This window comes from Streptomyces sp. NBC_00005, from assembly GCF_045160215.1.
GTDB lineage: Bacteria > Actinomycetota > Actinomycetes > Streptomycetales > Streptomycetaceae > Streptomyces.
This window is the reverse complement of the sequence record NZ_CP108316.1, coordinates 7,493,777-7,516,551: the sequence shown is the minus strand read 5'-3', so window position 1 is coordinate 7,516,551 and position 22,775 is coordinate 7,493,777. Positions and strand designations below refer to the sequence as shown.

Sequence of the window (22,775 nt, the reverse complement as noted above, 5' to 3'; positions counted from 1 at the left end):
TAGTGCAAATCGGACGCCATGCTCATGCCATAACCGGCCCTGACCTGCACTTTGAGAGCCAGATCACACGGTCCCCATTTCCCCCAGATGCGACCACAACTAGTAAATGGGGTCATTGCGGACGCGCTGCGAGCCTGTTTCTCTGGACGAAGTCGCACGGCGCCGACGAGCCCCCAGGGCCTCGGCGCCGACGTACGCCCCAGGGCTTACGTACGACGTCCTGTCCCCGAAGGAAAAGGTTCCTCGTGTCGGTCTCCCGCATCGTCCGCAGCATCGCGTCCCCGAAGAAGGCCCTCACCACCGCCGCCGTGGCCGCCGCCGCCACCGGCATGGTGCTGACCGCGGCACCCGCTCACGCCGCGACCGCCAACTCGAGCGCCGGCGCCAAGGCGATCGCGCACAAGATGATCCCGAGCGCGGCGCAGTACAACGCCTTCAGCAAGATCGTCGAGCACGAGAGCGGCTGGAACGTCACCGCCACCAACTCCTCGTCCGGCGCCTACGGCCTGGTCCAGGCCCTGCCCGGCTCGAAGATGGCCTCGGCCGGCTCGGACTGGAAGACCAACGCCAAGACCCAGATCAAGTGGGGCCTGGACTACATGAAGTCCCGCTACGGCAGCCCGACCGGCGCCTGGTCCTTCTGGCAGGCGAACGGCTGGTACTGATCCGAGCCGAGCCGCAGCCGAACAGCACGAGGCGCCTCCCCCGTCGACCGGACGGGGGGAGGCGCCTTGTCACGTTCCTGGGAACCCGCTGCTGTGGTCAACTGGGGCGATGAGCGCCGAGCCCGAGACGCCCGAGTCTCAGGAGACATCCGACCCCGAGGCACGCGGACTGCGCCTGGTCGCCGTGCTGTTGGGGCTGACCGTGGTCAGCGGGCTGATCGACGCGGTGAGTTACCTGGGGCTCGGGCACGTCTTCACCGCCAACATGACCGGCAACGTGGTGGTGCTGGGCTTCGCCGCCGCCGGGGCGCCCGGCTTCTCGGTGCCGCACACGGCGACCTCGCTGTGCTGCTTCCTGCTGGGCGCTGTGGCCGGAGGGCGGGTCGCGCGATGGCGGGGCGAAGGCTCCCGCCGCACCTGGGCCCGCCTCACCCTCGCCGCGGAGGCGGTCCTTGTCGGCGCCTCCGCCGTCATCGCCTTCGCCGCCCCGCACGCCACCGCCACCGTCTACGCCCTGATCGCCCTCACCGCCTTCGCGATGGGCCTGCGCAACGCCACCGTCCGCAAGCTCGGCATCGCCGACCTGACGACGACGGTCCTCACGATGACCCTGACGGGCCTCGCCTCCGACTCCAAGGCCGGCGGCGGCTCGGGCCACCGTTCCCCGCGGCGCTCGGCCTCCGTCGTCGCGATGGCCGTCGGCGCCTGGCTCGGCGCGTGGCTGGTGCTCGACCACGGGCTGGGCATTCCGCTGCTGGTCGCGGCAGCGGCGGTGGGCCTGCTGGCGGTGGTGGCTTCGGGGCGGGAGTAGGGGAAACCGGTCAGGTGAGGTCGGCCGGGATGCGGTGGTCCGGTCGGCCGTCCTTGGCCAGGACCGAGTGGTCGTCGGCCACCGCGCGGTAGAGCCTGATGCCGGAGTCGCCGCGCACGTCGGCCGGCGTCCAGACCCGGCCACCGTGCAGGAGTGAGCGACGGGAGAAGACGTCGAGCGCGTGCTCGGCCTCCGGACCGTCCAGCCTCCCGGCGACGGCGGACATGTACACACCCTGCCCCGTGCCGATCGGCACCGACGAGTCGAAGACCGAGATCCCCACCTCGGGCCGCACCGCGATGTTGCGGGAGTGCACGGCCTGGGGCGAGGAGACCCAGAAGAACTCGCGGTAGTCCCCGTGGGCGAAGTAGACGGGCGAGCTCCAGGGCCGCCCGTCCGCGTCGGCGGTGGCGAGCACCATGTACTGGTTCGCGTCCACGACGGCCCGCGCGATCTCACCGGAGTTCATCAGCGGCTCCTGCGGTAGTGGAGCGGGAAGTCCTGCTCCCAGGCGGCCGACTCGCCCCGCGCGATCTCCCAGGCCCCGCGGATGGTGCGGCCGTCCTCGCTCACCAGGCCCCGGTACCGCTGCCGGAAGGCCAGCGGCGAGTGGTCCGGCGTCTCGCGCAGCAGCTCCCACACCCCGTCGGCGAAGGTCATCGCATACAGGCGTACGACGCCCCGCGAGTCGTAGTAGTGCTGCGTGTAGCCACCCGTCTCGGGGTCGGCGGCGACGATCGCCAGGCTGTTGGGAGCGGGATTCGGGGCCTCGGTGCGCTGGACCAGGAACTGCCCGTCCAAGGTCCACTCGAACACGCTCCGCCCGGGAGGCACCTCCAACCCGGGAAACTCGGCCTCCACCACCCACTCCCCGACCAGGACGTCCAGCCGCTTCAAGGCTTCCTGCCGTGCCGTCGCGCCCACCGCGAACACCTCCCTCTCTCACAGGGACAGACGGCCGCGGCGGGCGAAACTCATCGGTCCGCGAGGCGCAGCCGGGCCGTGCGCAGGCCGGTCTCCTCCGGCTGCCGTGTCCGGTTGCCCACTGTCCCACCGGGCCGGTCCTGCGGCGCGCCGACCCCGAAGCCGAGGCTGCGCAGGAACTCCAGCCCCGGCATCCAGTCCCGCGGGCACGCTCCTCCACGCTCCCACCGCCTCACACACCGCACTCGAACCACACCGTCTTACCACCCGAACCCGCCGCACCCACACCCCATTTGTCGACCACCGCGTCAAGGAGTACGAGACCTCGGCCGCCCTCCGCCTCGGGCGACAACTCCGCCGGAACGCACGGTGGTTGAGGGCAGTTGTCCGCCACCTCCACCCTGACTCCGGCTGCCGACCGCAACAGCAGCAGCACACAGCGCCGGTCCGGAACATGCCGTACGACATTGGCGACCAGCTCGGTCACTCCGAGTTCCACGGCGTCGGTCAGCTGCGCCAGTTCCCATTCGTCGAGCAGCGAGCGGACGATACGGCGGATGTGCCGGGCGGAGTGTTCGCCTGCGGTGAGGCTCAGGCGGTAGGTGGGGGGAAAGTAGTGGTTCACAGCACGAGCGTGACGTGGCGCGACTACTCTGGGCTACGGGACGAATACAACACGTCCCGGAGTGAGCGGAGTTGGTTGCACAGAGGGGGGCCGTGCGTGACCCATATCAACACTCTGGACCCGGGCGCCTCGCCGCTCGACTACTACGGCTGTGAGCTGCGTCGCCTGCGGGAAGTCGCCGGGCTGACGCAACGTCAACTAGGGGACATCCTCAACTACACCGGTTCACTGGTCGGCCAGATCGAGACCGCGCGGAAGGTGCCGACACCGGAGTTCAGCGAGCGGGCGGATGCGGCGCTGGAGTCGGGCGGCATGCTGTCCCGGCTCGTCGAGCTGGTGCTGCGCAGTCAACTTCCGGCGTGGTTTAGGCAGGTGGCCGAGTTAGAGGCACGGGCCGTCGAGATCTGTTCCTTCCAGTCGCACATGGCCCTCGGCCTGCTGCAGACCCGCGCGTACGCGCGTGCCGTTCTCGGTGCGTTGGATCAGAGCGACCTCGACGGCCGAACCGCCGTGCGACTCTCCCGCCAGCGCGTCTTCGAGAAGGCGGAGCCACCGGTCTTCTGGGCGGTGCTCAGTGAGGCTGCGCTTTACCAAGAGATGGGCGGCCGGGAGACCATGCGCGCCCAACTGGCGCACCTGTTGTCGTTCGAGGGCAACCCCCGCATCAATGTTCAGATCCTGCCGTTCTCGGCTGGAGTGCACGCGGGACTTCAAGGCCCGTTCGACATCTACCGCTTCGCGAGCGACCCGACCATCCTCTACACCGAGGGCTACGGCAGTGGGCAGCCCACCGCCAATCCGGACACGGTCAAGGACTGCTCACTCCGTTACGATCATCTTCGGGCCGCCGCCCTCTCCCTCAGAGACTCGGCGGATCTGATCCGGCGCGTGATGGAGGAACGCTATGGGCAACAACGCGACACTGACGATGATCCAGTGGCGTAAGTCCAGCTACAGCGGCGACCAGGGCGGCCAGTGCGTCGAGTGCGCGCCGATCGGTACTGCCGCGTGGCGCAAGTCGTCCCACAGCGGCGACCAAGGCGGCGAATGCCTCGAAATCGCCGAAGCCCCCTGCGCCACCATCGCCATCCGCGACTCAAAGAACGAGAACGCCGGGCCGGTGCTTTCCTTCCGGCCCGACGCCTTCCGTCGTTTCGTGTCCTGGAGCGGCGCTACGCCTGGGGAGTGACACCCCCCGCCTTCGCCGCCCGGTGGGATCTCCATTCCTTGCGGAAGAAGTAGGCGCGCAAGGCCCCGACCGCCAGGAACATCAGGCCGACGCCGGCTCTGCCCCAGCCACCCGCCGTGACGAACCAGTAGAAGGCCAGGCCGGTGAAGAAGAGGCAGACCGCGATCACCAGCGGTTCGCGGATGTAGAAGGGCAGGACGCGGAGGATTACGTTGATCAGCATCGGGGTAGTTGATCAGGCCGCGTCAACTTGCGCTGTGGTGGAGGCCATAGTTCCGGCCCCAGCGCAAGCCCCGTCCACAGCGGGCGTCCACGTCGGCGCCCGCAGTCATCCGCAGTCGGCGTCTACAGCCGCTGAATGATCGTCCCGGTGGCCAGCCCACCCCCCGCGCACATGGTGATGAGGGCGAACTCCTTGTCCGCGCGCTCCAGTTCGTGAAGTGCCGTCGTGATGAGCCGGGCCCCGGTGGCCCCCACCGGGTGCCCGAGCGCGATCGCACCGCCGTTGACGTTGACCTTCTCCAGGTCCTGTTCGAAGACCTGCGCCCAGCTCAACACCACTGACGCGAACGCCTCGTTGATCTCGACGACGTCGATGTCCTTGAGGGACATGCCCGCCTTGCCCAGCACCGCGCGCGTCGCGTCGATCGGTCCGTCGAGGTGGAAGTGCGGGTCGGCGCCCACGAGTGCCTGCGCCACGATCCGCGCCCGGGGCTTCAGCTTCAGCGCCCGCGCCATCCGCTTCGACGCCCACATGATGGCCGCCGCGCCGTCGCTGATCTGCGACGAGTTGCCCGCCGTGTGGATGGCTGTCGGCATGACCGGCTTCAGGCCCGCCAGCGCCTCCATCGACGTGTCGCGCAGCCCCTCGTCGCGGTCGACGAGCCGCCACATGCCCTGTCTGGCACTCTGTTCCTGCTCGGTGGTCGGTACCTGGACCGCGAACGTCTCCCGTTTGAAGCGCTCCTCGGACCAGGCGACAGCCGCCCGCTCCTGCGAGATGAGGCCGAGCGAGTCGACGTTCTCGCGCGTCAGGTCGCGATGGCGGGCGATCCGCTCCGCCGCCTCGAACTGGTTCGGCAGGTCCACGTTCCATTCGTCGGGGAACGGCTTGCCGGGCCCGTGCTTCGACCCGGATCCGAGCGGCACCCGCGACATCGCCTCGACGCCGCAGCTGATGCCGACGTCGATGACACCGGCGGCGACCATGTTGGCCACCATGTGCGACGCCTGCTGCGAGGAGCCGCACTGGCAGTCGACCGTCGTCGCCGCCGTCTCGTAGGGCAGGCCCATGGTCAACCAGGCCGTGCGCGCGGGGTTCATGGACTGCTCGCCGGCGTGCGTCACCGTGCCGCCGACGATCTGTTCGACCGCGTCGGCGGGCATGCCGGTGCGGCCGAGGAGTTCTCGGTAGGTCTCGCCCAGGAGATAGGCGGGATGCAGGTTGGCGAGCGCTCCGCCGCGCCTGCCGATGGGGGTGCGTACGGCCTCGACGATCACGGGTTCCGCGGCCATGGGGGTGGATCCTCTCCTCCGGTACCCGCGCGGCGCGGGCGTCCCGGCCACCCGCCACGCAGAACTAGTACGCGTTCTAGTTCTGTCAGCAGTCTGCTGACAGTGCGTCCTCAACCGCAAGGGTCGTGCACGTAATTCGACGTGCCGTACCCCTTGCACCTTGTAGAACCCGTTATTACCTTCACGGCAATCCTGACTTCTGATGGGTCGTCAGAAGGCCGTCGGACGTCATCGACAGAAGCAAGTTCGAACTCAGCCGGAGTCGCCCATGCCCTGTCCAGCTCTCCCCGACGGGTTCGACTTCACCGACCCCGACCTGCTGCACCACCGCGTGCCCCTGCCGGAGTTCGCCGAGCTGCGGCGGTCCGAACCGGTCCGCTGGATCCCCCAGTCGGCCAACCTCGCCGGCTTCCAGGACGAGGGTTACTGGGCCGTCACCCGGCACGCCGACGTCAAGTACGTCTCCACGCACCCGGAGCTCTACTCCTCGTACCTCAACACGGCGATCATCCGCTTCAACGAGCACATCGAGCGCGACGCCATCGACGCCCAGCGGCTGATCCTGCTCAACATGGACCCGCCGGAGCACACCCGCGTCCGCCAGATCGTGCAGCGCGTCTTCACCCCGCGCGCCATCCGCGCCCTGGAGGAACGGCTGCGCGACCGCGCCCACGCCATCGCGCGCAACGCCCGCGCGCACCCCGGCCCCTTCGACTTCGTCACCGAGGTCGCCTGCGAACTGCCCCTCCAGGCCATCGCGGAGCTCATCGGCATCCCGCAGGACGACCGGTCCAAGATCTTCGACTGGTCCAACAAGATGATCTCGTACGACGACCCGGAGTACGCGATCACGGAGGAGGTCGGCGCCGAGTCGGCCACCGAACTCATCGCCTACGCGATGAACATGTCCGCCGACCGGAAGCAGTGTCCGGCCAAGGACATCGTGACCACGCTGGTGGCCGCGGAGGACGAAGGGAACCTCAACTCCGACGAGTTCGGGTTCTTCGTGCTGATGCTGGCCGTGGCCGGGAACGAGACGACCCGCAACGCCATCACCCACGGCATGCACGCCTTCCTGACCCATCCCGACCAGTGGGAGCTGTACAAGCGCGAACGCCCGGAGACCGCGGCCGAGGAGATCGTGCGCTGGGCGACCCCGGTCAACTCCTTCCAGCGCACCGCCACCCAGGACACCGAACTCGGCGGGAAGCTGATCAAGAAGGGCGACCGGGTCGGCATCTTCTACGCCTCCGCCAACCACGACCCCGAGGTCTTCACCGACCCCGACACCTTCGACATCACCCGCGACCCCAACCCCCACCTCGGCTTCGGCGGTGGCGGCCCGCACTACTGCCTGGGCAAGTCCCTGGCGGTCCTCGAGATCGACCTCATCTTCAACGCGATCGCCGACGCCCTGCCCGGCCTCACCCTGGCCGGCACCCCCAGCCGCCTGCGCTCCGCATGGATCAACGGCGTGAAACACCTGCAGGTCGAGGCCGGTTGAGGGTTCCTCTTCCGGTTCCGTACGACGTACTACGACGTACGCCGATCTCGGGCCGGCGGCATCCCGGCGCCGCCGGCCCGTTCCACGACTCCCGGAGGAGGCAGGAGCATCCCCCCTACGCCCCGCTCCTGCCTCCTTCGAGGACCGCCGCGTCCTCGCTCCGCGCCCCGACGGGCCTCGCCGCAAGGTGTCGTACGACGAACTCGGCGTCCCGGCCGACGCCCTGGATCATCGACGAGGCCATCGCGTACTGGAAGAGCCTGCCGACGAAGTACAGGCCCGGCTGCGCCTCCACCACCCCACGGCGCTGGGCGGGTTCACCGTCCGCGTCGAACACGTCCGCGTCAGGCAGGTCGATCCAGGAGACGTCCGGCCTGAAGCCCGTGCACCACAGGAGGTTGGCGACCTGGGGCGTCGACCCGTCGGCGAGGACCGGCCGTCCGTCGCGGACTCCAGCCGTGCGTGCCACGCGCCGGACGCCGGCCGCCTTGAGGTCGGCGGGCTTGACGCGGATCAGCGGGGCGCTGTGGGCGAGCACCTTCGGGCGCAGTGCGCGGCCCATCGGGGTGCGCACGGTGAGCAGGTGCCGGAAGACGAAGAAGAGGACGGGGGTCAGGAACCTGGCCTTGCGGTGCTCGATCCGCCAGGGGATCTGTCCCGGGTGCGGACCGGACAGCAACACCCGGCGCGTGCGGGCGAGTTCGAGCGCGATGTCGGCGCCCGAGTTGCCCGCGCCGACGATCAGGACGGGCCCGTCGCGGAGTTGGTCCGGGTTGCGGTAGTCGACGGCGTGCAACTGCCCGATGTCCGGGGCGAGTTGATCCGCGTAGTCGGGGATCTTCGGCAGCCGGTCGTAGCCGGCCGCGACGACGACGTTGTCGGCCTCGTAGCATCGCTCGTCCCCTTCCGTCTCGACGAGGTACCGGCCGGCGTCGTACGACACCCTCCGCACGGAGACTCCCGTCCTGACCGGCAGCTCCGCCCAGGCGGCGTACGCCTGGAGGTAGTCGGCGAACTCCTCGCGGGTGGGGAACGACCAGGCGGGGCCGGGGTACGGCAGTCCGGGCAGCCCGTCGAACTTGGCCGGGCTGAACAGCCGCAGCGAGTCCCAGCGTTGACGCCAGGCGTCCCCGATGCGCTCGCCGGCGTCGAGGATCACGAAGGGCCGTCCGGTGCGGGCCAGGTGGTATCCGGTGGCGAGACCTGCCTGGCCGCCGCCGATGACGACGGTGTCGATGCGCTCGGTGTCCATGTCAGCTCCTGCGTCGTACGGCTGCTGGTGGGCTGTGTCCGGCGGTCGGCCTCGTAGATCTCCACGGCCCGGCGCAGCATCCGCTCGGCCTCGGCGTGCTCGCCGAGCAGCCGCAGCAGGATGCCGAGGTCGGCGGCGCTGTCGGCGAGCCGCAGTCGCGCGGCGCGGACCTGTTCGCGGAGGCCGGTGGTGCGGGCCTGGTTGTCGGACACGTGTCGATGCTCGCGGCGGGGCCGGGGCGGGCGCATCGAGAGGAATGCCCATGCGCGGGGCGGCGGCATGGGTGGTTCTACGCAGTGCGTTCCCGGCCTGTGTTCCCGTGCCTGTGTTCCCGTGCCTGTGTTCCCGGCCTGTGTTCGTGGCGAGCGCGTTCCTACGCGGGGGTGTCCCGCTGTACGAGTCCGTGCTCGAAGGCGTAGGCGGCGGCCGCGGTGCGGGAGGTGACGTCGAGCTTGCCGAAGATGTTGCTGATGTGCCGGGCGACGGTCTTCTCGCTGAGGAAGAGCTCGGCGGCGATGGCGTGGTTGGTGCGGCCGCGCGCGATCAGCTGCACGACTTCGAGCTCGCGGGGAGAAAGCTTCGGATGGCGGTCCCCGGCACCGCCGCGCCCGGTCAGGCGGTCGACCTGTGCGACGTCCGGAACGGCACCGAGCCGCTCGAAGACCCGCCGTGCCGAGTCCAGCTCCCACCCCGCCGAGTCCTCGTCGCCGAGCGCCCGGCAGGCCAGCCCGATCAACACCCCGACGCGGGCGGCCTCGTAGGGCACGTCCAGCTCCCGCCAGAGCCGCCCGGCCTCCCGCAGCAGCGGCAGGGCGTCCTTCGCCGACCCCTCGGCCAGCCGCACCGCGCCGCCGGCCTGCCCGGCCATGGCGCGCAGGGCGACGGCACCGCGGGCGTCGGCGATGCCCTCCAGCTCGTCGGCGAACCGTGCCGCCTCGTTGCCGCCGCCATCGCCCTGGGCGAGCAGGATCTCCACCGCCGCCGGCAGCAGCCGGGCCCGGCGCATCGGTTGCGTCGTCTCCCCCAGGGCCCGGCGGATCGCCGCCGTGGCCGGTTCCCGGCGGCCACGGGCCAGCCACAGCAGGGCAAGCCCCGGCTGGGCGTCCCAGCCGTGGTGGAGGGTGTCCCGGTAGGCCTGCTCGGCCTCGGCGAGGTCGCCGCGCAGGCGGTGCAGTTCGGCCAGTTGGTAGAAGGCTCCGCCCGCGGCCTGTCCGCCGTAGCCCGCGGTGAGCTGGGCGCAGGCCAGGCGGGCCTCACGGACCGCGTCCGGCCAGGCGCCGCCGAGCTGCAGCAGCGCGACCCGGTGCACCCGGCACAGTCCGCGGTAGGCGCCGGTGAAGTCGGGCTGGGCCGCGCACCACTCGGCGAGCGCCTCGCTCCACTCCTGGGCGCGGCGCAGTTCCTGCAGGTCCTGGCAGGTGCCGATGACGACGCAGTAGATCATCCCGGTGCAGCGTGCGGACGGGCCCCCGCCGGCCACCGCGACCATCGCCTCGTCCAGCTCGGCGAGCCCGGCACCGACCTGCCCGTTGCTCACCAGGGCGAGGCCCAGCGTCATCGCCGTACCGGCCGCGAGGTCGGCCTCCGCACCGGGGGAGACCGCCTCGGCCAGCCGGCGCGCGGAGTCGAGCATCTCCGCGGGCTCGCCGGCCCGGAAGTGCAGCTCGGCCTCCAGCATGAGCAGGTAGGCGCACTCGGGGCAGCCGGGTTCGGTGGCCGCGAGCCGCCGCGCACGGGCCAGCCAGGCACCCGACTGCGCGAACTCGCCGCCCCAGGCCAGCTCCTTGCACAGCCAGTACGCGCACCGCAGCGCCGCGCCGACGATCCCGGCCTCGGCGTACGCGGTGTAGGCCCGCCGCAGCAGGCCCACGGCGTCGTCGCAGCGCCCCAGCATGTCGGCGGCCTCGGCGTACAGCTCGACGTCGTGGACTTCGAGGGGGTACGCGGCATCGGCCCGGGCCAGCACGTCGTACGCCTCGGTCCACGCCTGCATCCGGACGGCCTCGCGCCCCCGACCGACCTCCGCGTCCCAGTCCATGGCGCCTCCGCACACATTGCACCGCGGACGGGGCGGTGCTGTCACCCGGTGGGCGGGGCGGGGTCATCCGGGGCGCGGGGCAGGGCAGCCCGTCCCGGCGGGAGTCGCCTCCCCCGGGCTCAGCCCACCGCGCGTTCCTTCTCCGGCACCGGTTCCTCCCTGACCGCCGCTGCCGTGGCCAGTTTCGCTCGCGGGCCCTGGAGCAGGTACGTCAGGCCGAAGCCCGCGCCCACCACCGCGGCGCCGCCCGCCGCGTCCAGCACCCAGTGGTTGCCCGTCGCGACGATCGCCGAGATCGTGAAGAACGGGTGCAGCAGGCCCAGTGCCTTCATCCACCACTTCGGTGCGATGACCGCGATCACCACCCCGCACCACAGCGACCAGCCGAAGTGCAGGGACGGCATCGCCGCGTACTGGTTGGTCAGGGCCGTCAGGGTGCCGTAGTCCGGCTTGGAGAAGTCCTGGACGCCGTGGACGGTGTCGATGACGCCGAGGCCGGGCAGCAGGCGGGGCGGGGCCAGCGGGTAGAGCCAGAAGCCGACCAGGGCGAGGAGAGTGGCGAAGCCGAGGGCGGCGCGGGCCCAGCGGTAGTCGACCGGGCGGCGCCAGTACAGGATGCCCATGACCGCGAGCGGGACCACGAAGTGGAACGACTCGTAGTAGAAGTCGAAGAAGTTGCGCAGCCAGTCGACCTTGACCACCGCGTGGTTGACCCAGTGCTCGATGTCGATGTGCAGCCACCGCTCGAGGTCCAGGATCTGGTGGCCGTGGTGCTCGGCGGTCGCCCGCCCCTGCGAGTTGCTGCCGCCGGTCGCCGCGAGCCGCACCTTCTGGTACGCGGCGTACGTGACGCGGATGAGGAGAAGCTCCAGCAGGAGGTTCGGGCGGGTCAGCACCCGGCGCAGGAACGGCAGCAGGGGGACGTGCTTGAAGCGCGCCGGGACCGCGGGCGCGTACTCGGTGGGGATCGGCGCCTGGTAGTACGGCGACGTGCGGGACAGGAACGGGATCACGGTCGCGGCGGCGAGGGCCGCGAGGAGGACGACGTTGTCACGCAGGCCGTACAGCTGCGACATGTTCGGCAGCATCATCTTCGCCGGCAGCGTCATCACCAGGACGACGGCGACCGGCCACACGTACCGGTCGGAGGCCCGCTTGCCGACCCGTCCGACGACCGCCAGCAGCACCCACAGCAGCTGGTGCTGCCAGGTGGTCGGCGACACGGCGATGGCCGCGCAGCCGGTGATGGCGACCGCGAGCAGGAGCTGGCCGTCGCGCGCGTAGCGGACCGCGCGGCGCAGGCCGAGGACCGCGACCGCCGTGCCCAGCGTGAAGAAGAGGGCGATCTCCAGCGGCCCTTCCAGCCCCAGCCGCAGCAGCGCGCCGTGCAGGGACTGGTTGGCGAGGTCGTCGGCCTTGCCGCCGAGACCGGTGCCCGCCATGTGGTGCACCCAGTACGTGTACGAGTCGTGCGTCATCGCGGCCCACGCGAGCGCGGTGCACGCGGCGAAGGTGATCCCGGCGGACAGAGCGGCCCGGCGGCGGCCGGTGAACCACAGCAGAGGCGCGAAGAGCAGCACGGTCGGCTGGAGGGCGGCGGCCAGACCGATCAGCACGCCGCCGGCCCGCTCCCCTCGTACGGCGAAGCAGCCGACCAGCACCAGCAGGACCGGGATGATGCTGGTCTGCCCGAGCCAGAGGGTGTTGCGCACCGGAAGCGACAGCATCAGCAGGCTGATCGCCACCGGCGCGGCGAGCAGGGAGGTGCGTCGGCTCACCGGCTGCGGCAGCGCACGGGCCGCGACCAGGCCGAGCGCGACGACCAGCAGCAGCGTGCCGAAGGTCCAGCCCCAGCCGAGGCCCTGCTCGGCCGCGCGGGTGAGCGGCTTCATGACGAGACCGGCGAACGGCGTGCCGGTGAACTGCGTGGAGTCGTAGAGCGACCCCTTCACATGCAGGACGCCGTTCGGACCGACCCAGGTCTCCAGATCCGTCAGCCGGTCGCCCCGCGGCGTACTGAGAACGACGGCCACCTGTCGTACGGCGAGGACCGCCGCGACCAGCCACAGGCCCAGGCGCGCCATGCGCAGGCGTCCTTTGACCGCTCCGACAGCCGTCGCCCCCAAGGCTTTTGCCGGTCGCCCGCTGTGCTCCACGTTCGCCACGCCCCGTAGGCCTCCCGCCCCGCCACTCTTTGAGCCCCCTGAGAGAGACGCAGGCTACCCCGCCTTCACCTGTCGTCTCTCCCTCTTTTGTCTGGACGACGATAGTGCGCCGGAGGTTGGCCCGCCCCCGCGGGACGCGAGATGGATCACAGCAGTGCCCGGTGAGGACCGCATCCGGGCGGGCCTGCGCGCCTGCATACGCGACGTTTAGGTGCACCGTGCAACGACTTGTGCGCACCCCGTAAGGGCGGCAAGTACACCTATGGTCGCTTTTCGGTCGCCCGATCGAATGCCCCTGTCCCCGTCGAAAGGTAGGCGAGCGAGGTTTTGGCCACGGTCACGGTCACCGTTCCCCCCGTCCGCACCCGCACCCCCGATGTCACCGCCACCGACCCGGCACTCGTCCGGCGGGCCGTGAAGGCCGCCGCGCTGGGCAACGCGATGGAGTGGTTCGACTTCGGTGTCTACAGCTACATCGCGGTGACGCTGGGCAAGGTGTTCTTCCCGTCCGGCAACCCCACCGCCCAGCTCCTGTCCACGTTCGGCGCCTTCGCCGCGGCCTTCCTGGTCCGCCCGCTCGGCGGCATGGTCTTCGGCCCGCTCGGCGACCGGATCGGCCGCCAGAAGGTCCTCGCACTGACGATGATCATGATGGCGGCGGGCACCTTCGCGATCGGCCTGATCCCGTCGTACGCCACGATCGGCGTCGGCGCACCGCTGCTGCTGCTCCTGGCCCGCCTCGTGCAGGGCTTCTCGACCGGCGGCGAGTACGCGGGCGCGTCCACCTTCATCGCCGAGTACGCGCCGGACAAGCGGCGCGGGTTCCTGGGCAGCTGGCTGGAGTTCGGCACGCTGGCCGGCTACATCGGCGGCGCGGGCCTGGTCACCCTGATGACCGCCCTGCTGTCCTCCGACGACCTGGTGTCCTGGGGCTGGCGGATCCCGTTCCTGATCGCGGGTCCGATGGGCGTCGTCGGCCTGTATCTGCGGATGCGGCTGGAGGAGACCCCGGCGTTCGCGGCGGAGCTGGAGAAGGCGGAGTCGAGCCGCCCGAAGGTCCCGCTGCGCGAGATGATCACGAGCCAGTGGCGCGCCCTGCTCCTGTGCGTGGGCCTGGTCCTGGTCTTCAACGTCACCGACTACATGCTGCTGTCCTACATGCCGAGTTATCTGACCAGCGAGCTCAAGTACGACGAGACGCACGGCCTGCTCGTGGTCCTCGGCGTGATGACGCTGATGATGGTCGTCCAGCCCTTCGCGGGCGCCCTGACCGACCGGATCGGCCGCCGCCCGGTGATCGCGGCGGGCTGTGCGGGCTTCCTGGTCCTGTCCGTCCCGGCGATCCTCCTGATCCGCCAGGGCAGCCTGGCGGCGGTCGCGCTGGGCATGGGCGCGCTGGGCCTGCTCCTGGTCTGCTTCACGGCCGCGATGCCGTCCGCCCTCCCGGCCCTGTTCCCGACCCGGGTCCGCTACGGCTCCCTGTCGATCGGCTTCAACGTGTCGGTGTCCCTGTTCGGCGGCACGACCCCGCTGGTGGTCACGGCCCTGATCGGCGCGACCGGCAACATGATGATGCCCGCGTACTACATGATGGCCGCGGCCGTGATCGGCGGCGTGGCGGTGTGGTTCATGGCCGAGTCGGCGGGCAAGCCGCTGCCGGGGTCGGCGCCCGCGGTGGACCGGTAGGTCCGCGGCGGGTCGGTAAGCACGCAAACACCCTCTGGAACCACCCATGGCCACGTACCGTCTGAAGCCCTGTCCACGGCATCACGGAGGGTACGGGGAATGGGTGGTTTACTGCGGAAATGGGCGCATGCGCGTGTGCTGACGGTCGTGCTGACCCTGCTCGGCATCCAGCTGGGGTCACTGATCGCACCCGCGTACGCGTGCGGCTGCGGAGCCATGATCCCCGGGGCCCGGCAGCGCGTGAGCGTCGGCCGTGAGGAGTCCGTCGTCCGCTGGGACGGCAGCAGCGAACAGATCGTGATGAGCCTGACGGTCGACGGGGACGCCGACCAGGCCGCCTGGGTCATGCCGGTCCCGCACCGGGCGACCGTCAAGCTCGGCGACCCGGCGCTCTTCACCGAGCTCAGGTCCGCCACCGCCCCCGTGCACCGCGACCGCTACCACTTCTGGCCGCAGAACGGCGACTGGCCGCTGGTCACCGGCGACGGCAGGAGCGTGGGCGCCCCGCCCGGGGCCGGCGCCGCATCGCCCGGCGTGGGCGTGGTCGGCCGCCAGAAGCTCGGCCCCTTCGACGTGGCCCGCCTGACGGCCACCGACCCGGCCGCCCTGAACGGCTGGCTGGACACCAACGGCTTCGCCATGCCGCCCCGCCTGGAGGACGCCCTCCGGCCGTACGTGAGCCGCCGCTGGGAGTACGTCGCCGTCCGCCTGACCCCCCAGACCGCGAACACTCCGCTGAACGGCACGCTCGACCCGCTCCACCTCACCTTCGCGGCCGGCCGGCCGGTCTACCCGATGCGCCTGTCGCGGCTCGCGAGCACACCGCAGTCGCTCGGCCTGTACGTCCTGTCCGACCACCGCATGGAGACCAGCTCGGCGATCGGCGGCGAGAGCCCCCGGGTCACCTACGCCGGACGCGTCGGCGCGAAGTCGGGCCCGCTGGCCGAACTGGCCGCGGGCACCCCGTTCCTGACCGCGATCGGCCAGGAGTTCCCGCGCCCCTCGTCGATCTCCGGCGACCACATCCTGCGCCGGGCCTCCGCGGACACCCCGTTCCAGCAGGTGATCTACGAGGACCAGCTGCGCAAGGTGGCCGGGATCCCGGCGTGGCTGCTGACCGTCGTCGGCACCCTCGCGCTCGTCGTCACGGCCGTGACCCTGTACGCCGTACGACGTTCCCGGCGCCCGGTGCAGCCTCCGCCGCCGGTGCACGCGCCTCCACCGCTCGGCCGACACCGCCCGTCATGATCCTCTGACGGGGAACCGGCATACGGCCGCATTCGTCAGGGCACCCTGGTCAGAGGTTCTGACCGGACGTACGGAAGGCACAGGTGAATGAGCGAGTCGCAGCTCTGGGACGACGTGGACGACTACTTCTCCGCCCAACTCTCGCCGGACGACGAGGTGCTGGAGGCGGCGCTGCGCGACAGCGAGGCGGCCGGGCTGCCGCCCGTGGCCGTCACCGCACCCCAGGGCAAGTTCCTGCATCTCCTCGCCCGGATCCAGGGCGCCCGCACCATCCTGGAGATCGGCACCCTCGGCGGCTACAGCACCATCTGGCTGGCCCGCGCACTGCCCGAGGACGGCCGCCTGATCTCGCTGGAGTACAGCGCCCGGCACGCCGAGGTCGCCACCCGCAACCTCGCGCGCGCGGGCCTCGACCGGCTCGCCGAGGTACGGGTGGGCCCCGCCCTGGAGTCGCTGCCCAAGCTCGCCGACGAGAACCCGGCCCCCTTCGACCTGGTCTTCATCGACGCCGACAAGGCCAACAACAAGTCCTACGTGGAGTGGGCGCTCAGGCTCACCAGCGCGGGCAGCCTGATCGTCGTGGACAACGTCGTACGGCAGGGCCGGGTCGCCGACGCGGACAGCGCCTCGCCCGACGTGCTGGGCAGCCGTGCCGCCATCGAACTGATCGGCGCGCACCCGCGGTTGAGCGGCACGGCCATCCAGACGGTCGGCAGCAAGGGTCACGACGGCTTCGCGCTGGCGCGCGTGCTGGCGTGACCCCGGCCGGCCGGATGTCGCTCAGAACTCGTGGTAGAAGCCGACGTTGACGCTGCGCGGCGCGGTGCGGTCGCGCACGACGATCTCGCCGTTGCCGCCCCTCGGCAGCGACACGGTCCCGCCGTAGACGAGCGGCTGCGCGTACTCCCCGACGATCAGCCGGACTTCGGAGGACGGGTCGGGCTGCGAGCCGCGCAGCCAGGTCACCTGCCAGGTCCCCTCGGGACCGCACAGGAACTCCAGGTGGACCCGCGAGATGAACAGCCAGTCGTCGGGGGTCACGAGACGGCACACGGCCTTGTCCCGGCCCACCCGCAGCATGGCGCCGGGCTCACTGGGTGCGTCGGCCATGAGCATGCCGGCCGTGGCCCCCTCTTCCGCCCCGGAGACGGTGGCCATGGTCAGTTCGAGCACGCGCTGCTCCTCTTGAAGTGTCCGTACACAGCGGCCGCATGATAAATCGCCCGGCCGTGCCGCGTCCGGCACAATGGACTCATGACCGAGCGAAAGCCACCAGGTGTGCCGTTCGAGTCCTGGGTCGACAAACAGATCCGCGACGCCGAGGGGCGCGGCGAGTTCGCCCAACTGTCCGGCGCGGGCAAGCCGTTGCCCTCGGGCAACGACACGTCGTACGACGAACTGTGGTGGATCAAGCAGAAGATGGCCCGCGAGGGCCTCTCCGTGCTGCCGCCGAGCCTGGCCCTGCGCAAGGAGGCCGAGGATGCGCTCGCGGCGGCGTACGCGGCCTCCTCGGAACGGATCGCACGGAAGATCGTCACGGACGTCAACGTCAAGATCCGCGACATGATGTTCAAGCCGCCGCCCGGCCCTCCGCTCGGTATGAAGCCGTACGACGTCGAGGAGGTCGCACGGGAGTGGCGGGAGCGCCGGACGGCGTTGGACGCGGATGCCGCGGACGGGTCGGCTCCGTAGTCGACGGTCAACCGCGCAGGAGTCGTTCCGCCAGTTCCCGGTAGTCCCGCAGGGCCAGCCGGAGTTGTTCGGTGTCGGGGTGCGTGGGCTCGGCCCGGTCGCCGTCCTGCCAGGACATGCGCAGGGTACGACGGCGCCGGGTCATCGCCTCGGTGAAGAGGCCGGCGATCTCCGCGACCACGTGGTCGGCCTCCTCGACGGCGTCCCGGGGCCCGTCGACGAACCCGGCGACCGCCTGCCGAAGCCGCACCTCCAGCTTGTCGGACTCGTCGTGCGGGAGAAGGCGGGTGCCAGGAGTGCCGGAACGGGCCGCGGTGCTCTGGCCACGGGGTGCGGCCGCCGGGGCGCCCGGCACGGGGGCGCGACCGGGCGTCACCGGCTTGGCCTGGCGACCCGTTCCCTCGGTCTCACGAGCCGTTCCCTCGGTCTCACGAGCTGCTCCCTCGGCCGTGCGAGCCGCTCCCCCGGCCTCCCGTCCCGTTCCTTCGGGCTGACGGCCCGCCGTCCCGGTGTCGAAAGTCCCGGTCTCGGGACCCGGCGTCGTCGCGCGGCCCGTGGTCCTGTCCGCGCCGTGCGCGGTCTCGGGCCCGGAGGCTTCTCCGTCGCCCCGGGGCGCCGTGCGGCCGCCCGTCGCCTTTCCTGTGTCCGGTGTGCCCTCGGCGCCGGGGTTGGTCGTCGCGTCCGTCATGTGGCTCAACTCCCCTTTGCCTGATGCCGGTTGAAGGTCCACGGCAGGTGGGTGCCATGGCTGCCGCGGGTGGGCTGCTTGCGGGTGGCGGGCTTCGCGGAGTCCTCGCGGGTCCCGCCCACCAGGTCGTCGAAGAGGGCCCGGGCCTCGACCAGCGCCTCGCGCATCTCCTCCGTGTCGGCCCGGTCGCCGTCCTGTCCGCCCGCGCCCACGCGTGCGACACGGTGGACACGCCGGTAGCCGTGGACGTGTTCGGCGTGGTGGACGGAGAGGGCGGCGAACTGTTCCTCGTAGTGGCCGCCGTCGGGGAAGCCACGGACGGCGGCGAGTTCCGCGAGCAGCCGGTCCGCCTCGGCGACCGCCTCCCGCGGCGCGTCGACGAAGTGCTCCTGCGCTGCCGTCCAGCGGACGGTGAACTGCTCGCGCCGGTCGGGCTCCAGGGGCTGCTCGCGCAGCGACCCGTGCCGCTCCACGCGCTCCGTGAGCTCGCGCTCGGCGGCCTTGGCGTCCCCGTCGTGCCGGGCCAGCGTCCGGTCGTACTCGGGACCGAAGCGCCGCTTCAGGTCCCGGCCGCCGCCGCGCGGGCCCCGCGCACGCAGGGTGAGGGCGGCCGCGACAACGACCACGGCCGCCACGATCACGATCAGAGCGATGATCATGCCTGTGGACATGGGTGCCTTCCGATGTGTCGGCCCAACGGGCCGGTTCCCCCACCGGGTTGCCCGGAAGACACCCGTCAAACGGCGCCCGCAGGGATGCTCAGGGCGCGAAACGGCGCAGCCCGGTCACCGACCACACCGTCGCGATGCGCCCCTGGACCACCTCGAACAGGTCGATGCCACTCTTCTGGGTCCCGTCCGGGCGGGCCACGTACCAGCAGGAGGCGACCCGGCCCAGGACCGGATCGACGAGGGGGGTGCCCTCGAGGGCGTACCGGCGTCCGGGGTACGTGGCGCGGTGCCGGGCGATCATGTCGACCATGCCGGCGGGGCCGCGCAGGCCGTCGGTGTCCGGCGAACTCTCGGGGGTGCTGCCGAAGCGGACGCGGAAGTCGGGGGCGAGGAAGCTCTCGGGTTCGCTGAAGTCGCCGTTCCACAGGGCGGTCCAGCGTTCGAAGAGGGTGAGGCCGGTCGCCGGGGTGAGGGTGGTGGCCAGGGTCATGACTGCTGCCTTTCGTCGTACGCCGGTGATGAAGCGGCTCCAGCCTCGGCCCCGTACGCGACAGCCCCCTGTCGGTGATTGCCGTCACACTCCGAAATCTGCGAGCGGCACCAAGTCGGAGCCCAGCGTGTCGAGTTCGCGCAGGTCGACCGGTCGCCGCGGAACCCGCTCATCGAGGGCCTCGACCGCCCGGATCCGGTCCAGCCGGAAGCCGCGCGGCGCCTCGCGCATACGGCACCAGCCGGCCAGGTACCAGTGCTCTTCGCCGCCGAGGAAGGCGATCGGTTCGACGTCCCGGGCGGTGGGCGTGCCCGCGGCGTCGGTGTACTCCAGCCGCAGCACCCGCCCGGCCGTCAGCGCCTCGCGCAACGGCGCCGGTACGACGGGCTCGGCGGAGCGCGCCGTTCGCGCCGCCGGTACCAGCAGCTGCACCCGCCCGGTCATCTCGGCGGCGGCCGCCCGCTCCCGCTCCGGCATCACCGCGAGCACCTTCTGCAGCGCACTGCGCGCATCGGCCGCGAACGGCGTGCCCGCGAGCCCGTGCAGGCCGACCGCGAGGGCCGTCGCCTCGGCGGGAGTGATGGTCAGCGGCGGCAGCGTGCGCTGCCGGTCGAGGACGTAGCCGCCGCTGCGGCCGGGCTCCGCGTGGATGGGCACGCCGGCCTGCTGGAGCGCCGCGAGGTCCCGCTCGACGGTGCGGACGCTGACCTCGAAGCGCCGGGCCAGCATGCGGGCGCTGCGCGGACGGGGCGCGGTGGCGCGGAGTTCCTCGACGAGGGCGTAGAGGCGGTCGGTGCGGTTCATGACGACCAGTCTCCGGAATCGATGCGGGCGGCATGTCGATTCGGCGGAGGTCCGATCGACGCAGAGGTGAAGGCAATACGAACAGACACCGCGGAGGTGCCCGGCCGAGGAGGTTGGTGGTGCTGGACTCGCCGGGGGTCACGCATATCCGGTTGCGCCCGCCGCACACCGTCTCCGCAGAATGAGCGGATGACCTGGACGATCGCCCCGGAGCCCTACGACTCCCCCGTCGCCGCCGCCCTCTGGCGGGCGTACTACACGGAGGTCAGCGACCGCTGGTACCTCCTGCACGAGGGGCGCAGGACCGACCCCGCCGAACTGGAGCGGGAGATCGCGGCGCGCACGGGCGCCGAACTCGCCCCGCCCACCGGCCGGTTGCTGGTCGCGCGATACGGCGACGAGGCGGCCGGGTCGGCGGGTGTACGGCTGCTGGACGCTGCGACCGCCGAGCTGACCCGGGTGTTCGTGTACGAGGAGATGCGCGGCAAGGGCGCCGCCCCGCTCCTGGTGGGCGCCGCCGAGGAGGCCGCCCGGGCCCTCGGCGCCCGGCAGTTGATCCTCGACACCCGTGGCGACCTCGTCGAGGCCCGCACCCTGTACGCGCGGCTCGGCTACACGGAGACCGAGCCGCACAACGACGACAAGTACGCCGAGCACTGGTTCCGCAAGGAGCTGCTCATCTGACGTTCTCCGCCGACCCGTTGTGCGGCTGCTCCCGGTCCGAGCCGCACAGCTCGTCGTTGAGCTCCCTGACCAGCTGGGCGAGATCGGTCGGCCGGTCCGGTCCCCACCAGTCGCCGAGCAGTTCGGCGAGGGACTCCTCCCGGGCCTGCGCGAGCCGTTCGGCGACCTCGCGGCCCTGGTCGGTGAGGACGAGGTCGATCCCCTCCCGGGTGCCCAGGCCCCGTTCCTCGACCTGTCGGGCGGCGGCGATGATGACCTGCATCGGCACCGAGGTGCGCTCAGCGAGCACGGCCGGCTCGGCCCAGCCGTACTTCTTGGTCCGCAGCAGCAGCCAACTCGCCGCGGGCAGCAGATCGTAGCCCGCCCGATCGGTGATCTTCCGGTAGATCTCGCGCCGGCCTTCGCGCGTGCCGAGCACGGACAGCGCGCGGCACACCTCGTCGTACGACGACCGCTCGACCGGATTGCTGGCGAGGGTCTCCGTGACGTCGGGCGCGGTGACGGAGCCGCGCAGCTTGTCCTCCTTGAGGAACCAGGCCAGCACGAAGCCGAGGAGGGCGACGGGGGCGGCGTACAGGAAGACGTCGGTGATGGACGCCGCGTACGCGTGCAGGGCGGACGGGCGCAGGGCGGGCGGCAGCGAGCCGATGCCGCGCGGGTCGGACTTGAGCGAGTCCGCCGAGACACCGGCCGGGAGGGGGACGCCGCGGAAGGCGTCCGTCAGCTTGTCGGCGAGACGGCTCGCGAAGACCGTGCCGAAGATGGCGACGCCGAACGAGGCGCCGATGGACCGGAAGAAGGTCGCGCCGGAGGTGGCGACGCCGAGGTCCTCGTAGGAGACCGCGTTCTGCACGATGAGCACCAGCACCTGCATGACCAGGCCGAGTCCGAGGCCGAAGACGAAGAAGTCCACGCTCATCTCGGCCGTGGAGCTGTTCTCGTCGAGCCGGTGGAGCAGGAGCAGGCCGAGGGTGGTGACGCCGGTGCCCGCGATCGGGAACACCTTCCAGCGGCCGGTGCGGCTGACGATCTGCCCGGAGGTGGTGGACGACAGCAGCATGCCGAACACCATCGGCAGCATGTGCACGCCGGACATGGTCGGCGAGACGCCCTGGACGACCTGGAGGAAGGTCGGCAGATAGGTCATCGCGCCGAACATGGCGAAGCCGACGATGAAGCTGATCACCGCGGAGAGGGTGAAGGTGCGGATCCCGAACAGCTTGAGGGGCAGGACGGGTTCGGCCGCCTTCCGCTCCACGGCCACGAACGCCACGGCCAGCACGACGCCCAGCACGATCAGCCCGATGATCTGCGCCGAGCCCCAGCCCCAGGTCGTACCGCCGAGGGAGGCGACCAGGATCAGGCAGGTGGCGACCGAGGCGATGAGGAACGTGCCGAGGTAGTCGATGACGTGCCGCGTGGCCTTGCGCGGGATGTGCAGCGCGGTCGCGATCACCGCGAGGGCGACGACGCCGACGGGGAGGTTGATGTAGAAGACCCAGCGCCAGCTGAGGTGTTCGGTGAACAGCCCGCCGAGCAGGGGACCGAGGACACTCGTCGCCCCGAAGACCGCTCCGAACAGGCCCTGGTAACGGCCGCGTTCACGCGGTGCGACGATGTCCCCGACGATTGCCATCGACAACACGATCAGCCCGCCGCCGCCCAGGCCCTGCAGCGCCCGGAAGGCGATGAGCTGGGGCATGTTCTGCGCCATTCCGCAGAGCGCCGAGCCGATGAGGAAAATCACGATCGCGATCTGGAACAGCCGCTTCCGTCCGTACTGGTCGCCGAGCTTGCCCCACAGCGGGGTCGCGGCGGTCGAGGCGAGCAGATAGGCGGTGACCACCCAGGACAGGTGCTCCAGGCCGCCGAGGTCGCTGACGATGGTGGGCAGCGCGGTCGACACGATGGTCTGGTCGAGGGCGGCGAGCAGCAACCCGAGGAGCAGTGCGCCGATCGAGACAAGGACGTTCCCGGGCACGTGCTCCTGGGCGGCGCTGCCCCGCTGCGGGGGCTTCGAGGGTGGCTGTGCGTCCTGCACATTCCCCGTCATACCGTGCCCATCCCCGCCCATGAAGACCTCCCGAGGCTCTCGTTACAGGTCCATGGTGATCGGTGTGACCG

General features: G+C 71.1%; 26 protein-coding genes. 10 read left to right on the top strand and 16 right to left on the bottom strand.

What is annotated here, in order from left to right; translation table 11 throughout:
• The first annotated feature begins 245 nt into the window (after nucleotides 1-245).
• On the top strand, nucleotides 246-665 hold the full coding sequence (locus OG303_RS34470) for a transglycosylase SLT domain-containing protein (protein WP_405873363.1): 420 nt from the start codon (nucleotides 246-248) through the stop codon (nucleotides 663-665).
• A gap of 109 nt (nucleotides 666-774) precedes the next feature.
• The gene (locus tag OG303_RS34465; protein WP_405873362.1) at nucleotides 775-1,476 is read left to right on the top strand and encodes a YoaK family protein; all 702 of its coding nucleotides are present in this window, start codon (nucleotides 775-777) and stop codon (nucleotides 1,474-1,476) included.
• 10 nt (nucleotides 1,477-1,486) lie between these two features.
• Here OG303_RS34465 and OG303_RS34460 read toward each other — a convergent pair whose 3' ends face one another.
• Genes OG303_RS34460 through OG303_RS34445 form a run of 4 tightly spaced genes read right to left on the bottom strand, consistent with a single transcriptional unit; the run spans nucleotide 1,487 to nucleotide 3,025 of the window.
• The gene (locus tag OG303_RS34460; RefSeq protein WP_405873361.1) at nucleotides 1,487-1,945 is read right to left on the bottom strand and encodes a pyridoxamine 5'-phosphate oxidase family protein; all 459 of its coding nucleotides are present in this window, start codon (nucleotides 1,943-1,945) and stop codon (nucleotides 1,487-1,489) included.
• Nucleotides 1,945-2,400 carry a hypothetical protein gene (locus OG303_RS34455; RefSeq protein WP_405873360.1) on the bottom strand — a complete coding sequence of 152 codons (456 nt, stop codon included), beginning with the start codon at nucleotides 2,398-2,400 and terminating at the stop codon, nucleotides 1,945-1,947. Before OG303_RS34455 ends, OG303_RS34460 begins: the two co-directional genes overlap by 1 nt.
• A gap of 50 nt (nucleotides 2,401-2,450) precedes the next feature.
• Entirely contained in the window at nucleotides 2,451-2,594 is a 144-nt protein-coding gene (locus tag OG303_RS34450) for a hypothetical protein (protein WP_405873359.1), read from the bottom strand.
• Nucleotides 2,595-2,632: 38 nt separating this feature from the next.
• On the bottom strand, nucleotides 2,633-3,025 hold the full coding sequence (locus OG303_RS34445) for an ATP-binding protein (protein ID WP_405873358.1): 393 nt from the start codon (nucleotides 3,023-3,025) through the stop codon (nucleotides 2,633-2,635).
• 96 nt (nucleotides 3,026-3,121) lie between these two features.
• Here OG303_RS34445 and OG303_RS34440 point away from each other — a divergent pair, with 96 nt between their 5' ends.
• Both OG303_RS34440 and OG303_RS34435 read left to right on the top strand, forming a co-directional pair.
• On the top strand, nucleotides 3,122-3,970 hold the full coding sequence (locus tag OG303_RS34440; protein ID WP_405873357.1) for a helix-turn-helix domain-containing protein: 849 nt from the start codon (nucleotides 3,122-3,124) through the stop codon (nucleotides 3,968-3,970).
• The gene (locus OG303_RS34435) at nucleotides 3,930-4,214 is read left to right on the top strand and encodes a DUF397 domain-containing protein (protein ID WP_405873355.1); all 285 of its coding nucleotides are present in this window, start codon (nucleotides 3,930-3,932) and stop codon (nucleotides 4,212-4,214) included. Before OG303_RS34440 ends, OG303_RS34435 begins: the two co-directional genes overlap by 41 nt.
• Here OG303_RS34435 and OG303_RS34430 read toward each other — a convergent pair.
• Both OG303_RS34430 and OG303_RS34425 read right to left on the bottom strand, forming a co-directional pair.
• Complete coding sequence (locus OG303_RS34430; RefSeq protein ID WP_405873353.1) at nucleotides 4,198-4,437, bottom strand: hypothetical protein; 240 nt, start codon at nucleotides 4,435-4,437, stop codon at nucleotides 4,198-4,200. The two genes, OG303_RS34435 and OG303_RS34430, sit on opposite strands and share 17 nt — an antisense overlap.
• A gap of 122 nt (nucleotides 4,438-4,559) precedes the next feature.
• Nucleotides 4,560-5,729, bottom strand: coding sequence for a steroid 3-ketoacyl-CoA thiolase (locus tag OG303_RS34425; protein ID WP_405873351.1), 1,170 nt, complete (start codon nucleotides 5,727-5,729; stop codon nucleotides 4,560-4,562).
• A 268-nt stretch (nucleotides 5,730-5,997) separates the two neighbouring features.
• Between OG303_RS34425 and OG303_RS34420 the strand changes: the two genes are divergently transcribed.
• Complete coding sequence (locus tag OG303_RS34420; protein WP_405873349.1) at nucleotides 5,998-7,233, top strand: cytochrome P450; 1,236 nt, start codon at nucleotides 5,998-6,000, stop codon at nucleotides 7,231-7,233.
• Nucleotides 7,234-7,348: 115 nt separating this feature from the next.
• Here OG303_RS34420 and OG303_RS34415 read toward each other — a convergent pair whose 3' ends face one another.
• The 4 genes from OG303_RS34415 to OG303_RS34400 all read right to left on the bottom strand — a co-directional run bounded on the left by OG303_RS34415 (nucleotide 7,349) and on the right by OG303_RS34400 (nucleotide 12,688).
• Nucleotides 7,349-8,485, bottom strand: coding sequence for a flavin-containing monooxygenase (locus OG303_RS34415; RefSeq protein WP_405873347.1), 1,137 nt, complete (start codon nucleotides 8,483-8,485; stop codon nucleotides 7,349-7,351).
• A complete protein-coding gene (locus OG303_RS34410) occupies nucleotides 8,389-8,697 on the bottom strand; it encodes a tetratricopeptide repeat protein (protein ID WP_405873345.1) in 309 nt (102 codons plus the stop codon). Before OG303_RS34410 ends, OG303_RS34415 begins: the two co-directional genes overlap by 97 nt.
• Before the next feature lie 161 nt (nucleotides 8,698-8,858).
• Nucleotides 8,859-10,523 carry a LuxR C-terminal-related transcriptional regulator gene (locus OG303_RS34405; protein WP_405873343.1) on the bottom strand — a complete coding sequence of 555 codons (1,665 nt, stop codon included), beginning with the start codon at nucleotides 10,521-10,523 and terminating at the stop codon, nucleotides 8,859-8,861.
• A 119-nt stretch (nucleotides 10,524-10,642) separates the two neighbouring features.
• Nucleotides 10,643-12,688, bottom strand: a complete 2,046-nt coding sequence (locus tag OG303_RS34400) for a bifunctional glycosyltransferase 87/phosphatase PAP2 family protein (RefSeq protein ID WP_405873341.1) — start codon at nucleotides 12,686-12,688, stop codon at nucleotides 10,643-10,645.
• A 327-nt stretch (nucleotides 12,689-13,015) separates the two neighbouring features.
• On the opposite strand from OG303_RS34400, the gene proP reads away from it, so the two are divergent.
• The 3 genes from proP to OG303_RS34385 all read left to right on the top strand — a co-directional run bounded on the left by proP (nucleotide 13,016) and on the right by OG303_RS34385 (nucleotide 16,381).
• Entirely contained in the window at nucleotides 13,016-14,374 is a 1,359-nt protein-coding gene (gene proP, locus OG303_RS34395; protein ID WP_405873339.1) for a glycine betaine/L-proline transporter ProP, read from the top strand.
• A 99-nt stretch (nucleotides 14,375-14,473) separates the two neighbouring features.
• Entirely contained in the window at nucleotides 14,474-15,622 is a 1,149-nt protein-coding gene (locus OG303_RS34390; protein WP_405873338.1) for a DUF2330 domain-containing protein, read from the top strand.
• Between the two features lie 87 nt (nucleotides 15,623-15,709).
• Nucleotides 15,710-16,381, top strand: a complete 672-nt coding sequence (locus OG303_RS34385; RefSeq protein WP_405873336.1) for an O-methyltransferase — start codon at nucleotides 15,710-15,712, stop codon at nucleotides 16,379-16,381.
• Nucleotides 16,382-16,402: 21 nt separating this feature from the next.
• On the opposite strand, the gene OG303_RS34380 is transcribed toward OG303_RS34385, so the two are convergent.
• Nucleotides 16,403-16,795 (bottom strand): hypothetical protein, encoded by a 393-nt coding sequence (locus tag OG303_RS34380; RefSeq protein WP_405873335.1) that lies wholly within the window; start codon nucleotides 16,793-16,795, stop codon nucleotides 16,403-16,405.
• 81 nt (nucleotides 16,796-16,876) lie between these two features.
• Between OG303_RS34380 and OG303_RS34375 the strand changes: the two genes are divergently transcribed.
• A complete protein-coding gene (locus OG303_RS34375; RefSeq protein ID WP_405873333.1) occupies nucleotides 16,877-17,314 on the top strand; it encodes a DUF1992 domain-containing protein in 438 nt (145 codons plus the stop codon).
• Nucleotides 17,315-17,321: 7 nt separating this feature from the next.
• Here the strand turns inward: OG303_RS34375 and OG303_RS34370 are convergent, their stop codons facing one another.
• The 4 genes from OG303_RS34370 to OG303_RS34355 all read right to left on the bottom strand — a co-directional run bounded on the left by OG303_RS34370 (nucleotide 17,322) and on the right by OG303_RS34355 (nucleotide 19,967).
• Nucleotides 17,322-18,002 (bottom strand): hypothetical protein, encoded by a 681-nt coding sequence (locus tag OG303_RS34370; RefSeq protein WP_405873332.1) that lies wholly within the window; start codon nucleotides 18,000-18,002, stop codon nucleotides 17,322-17,324.
• Nucleotides 18,003-18,007: 5 nt separating this feature from the next.
• A complete protein-coding gene (locus OG303_RS34365; RefSeq protein WP_405873330.1) occupies nucleotides 18,008-18,673 on the bottom strand; it encodes a hypothetical protein in 666 nt (221 codons plus the stop codon).
• A gap of 88 nt (nucleotides 18,674-18,761) precedes the next feature.
• Nucleotides 18,762-19,163, bottom strand: coding sequence for a nuclear transport factor 2 family protein (locus tag OG303_RS34360; protein WP_405873329.1), 402 nt, complete (start codon nucleotides 19,161-19,163; stop codon nucleotides 18,762-18,764).
• A gap of 84 nt (nucleotides 19,164-19,247) precedes the next feature.
• Nucleotides 19,248-19,967 carry a helix-turn-helix transcriptional regulator gene (locus OG303_RS34355; RefSeq protein WP_405873328.1) on the bottom strand — a complete coding sequence of 240 codons (720 nt, stop codon included), beginning with the start codon at nucleotides 19,965-19,967 and terminating at the stop codon, nucleotides 19,248-19,250.
• Between the two features lie 189 nt (nucleotides 19,968-20,156).
• Between OG303_RS34355 and OG303_RS34350 the strand changes: the two genes are divergently transcribed.
• Complete coding sequence (locus OG303_RS34350; protein WP_405873326.1) at nucleotides 20,157-20,651, top strand: GNAT family N-acetyltransferase; 495 nt, start codon at nucleotides 20,157-20,159, stop codon at nucleotides 20,649-20,651.
• On the opposite strand, the gene OG303_RS34345 is transcribed toward OG303_RS34350, so the two are convergent.
• Complete coding sequence (locus OG303_RS34345; protein WP_405873325.1) at nucleotides 20,644-22,704, bottom strand: DHA2 family efflux MFS transporter permease subunit; 2,061 nt, start codon at nucleotides 22,702-22,704, stop codon at nucleotides 20,644-20,646. The two genes, OG303_RS34350 and OG303_RS34345, sit on opposite strands and share 8 nt — an antisense overlap.
• Nucleotides 22,705-22,775: the final 71 nt, after the last annotated feature.

Excerpts from the sequence above, each read along its gene's own strand:
- OG303_RS34345 (WP_405873325.1), bottom strand. The coding sequence starts at position 22,704 with ATGACGGGGAATGTGCAGGACGCACAGCCACCCTCGAAGCCCCCGCAG.
- OG303_RS34370 (WP_405873332.1), bottom strand. The coding sequence starts at position 18,002 with ATGACGGACGCGACGACCAACCCCGGCGCCGAGGGCACACCGGACACA.
- OG303_RS34405 (WP_405873343.1), bottom strand. The coding sequence starts at position 10,523 with ATGGACTGGGACGCGGAGGTCGGTCGGGGGCGCGAGGCCGTCCGGATG.
- OG303_RS34415 (WP_405873347.1), bottom strand. The coding sequence starts at position 8,485 with ATGGACACCGAGCGCATCGACACCGTCGTCATCGGCGGCGGCCAGGCA.
- OG303_RS34460 (WP_405873361.1), bottom strand. The coding sequence starts at position 1,945 with ATGAACTCCGGTGAGATCGCGCGGGCCGTCGTGGACGCGAACCAGTAC.
- OG303_RS34465 (WP_405873362.1), top strand. The coding sequence starts at position 775 with ATGAGCGCCGAGCCCGAGACGCCCGAGTCTCAGGAGACATCCGACCCC.
- OG303_RS34390 (WP_405873338.1), top strand. The coding sequence starts at position 14,474 with ATGGGTGGTTTACTGCGGAAATGGGCGCATGCGCGTGTGCTGACGGTC.
- OG303_RS34450 (WP_405873359.1), bottom strand. The coding sequence starts at position 2,594 with ATGCCGGGGCTGGAGTTCCTGCGCAGCCTCGGCTTCGGGGTCGGCGCG.
- OG303_RS34420 (WP_405873349.1), top strand. The coding sequence starts at position 5,998 with ATGCCCTGTCCAGCTCTCCCCGACGGGTTCGACTTCACCGACCCCGAC.
- OG303_RS34430 (WP_405873353.1), bottom strand. The coding sequence starts at position 4,437 with ATGCTGATCAACGTAATCCTCCGCGTCCTGCCCTTCTACATCCGCGAA.
- OG303_RS34385 (WP_405873336.1), top strand. The coding sequence starts at position 15,710 with ATGAGCGAGTCGCAGCTCTGGGACGACGTGGACGACTACTTCTCCGCC.
- OG303_RS34435 (WP_405873355.1), top strand. The coding sequence starts at position 3,930 with ATGGGCAACAACGCGACACTGACGATGATCCAGTGGCGTAAGTCCAGC.
- OG303_RS34360 (WP_405873329.1), bottom strand. The coding sequence starts at position 19,163 with ATGACCCTGGCCACCACCCTCACCCCGGCGACCGGCCTCACCCTCTTC.
- OG303_RS34425 (WP_405873351.1), bottom strand. The coding sequence starts at position 5,729 with ATGGCCGCGGAACCCGTGATCGTCGAGGCCGTACGCACCCCCATCGGC.
- OG303_RS34365 (WP_405873330.1), bottom strand. The coding sequence starts at position 18,673 with ATGTCCACAGGCATGATCATCGCTCTGATCGTGATCGTGGCGGCCGTG.
- OG303_RS34350 (WP_405873326.1), top strand. The coding sequence starts at position 20,157 with ATGACCTGGACGATCGCCCCGGAGCCCTACGACTCCCCCGTCGCCGCC.
- OG303_RS34355 (WP_405873328.1), bottom strand. The coding sequence starts at position 19,967 with ATGAACCGCACCGACCGCCTCTACGCCCTCGTCGAGGAACTCCGCGCC.
- OG303_RS34375 (WP_405873333.1), top strand. The coding sequence starts at position 16,877 with ATGACCGAGCGAAAGCCACCAGGTGTGCCGTTCGAGTCCTGGGTCGAC.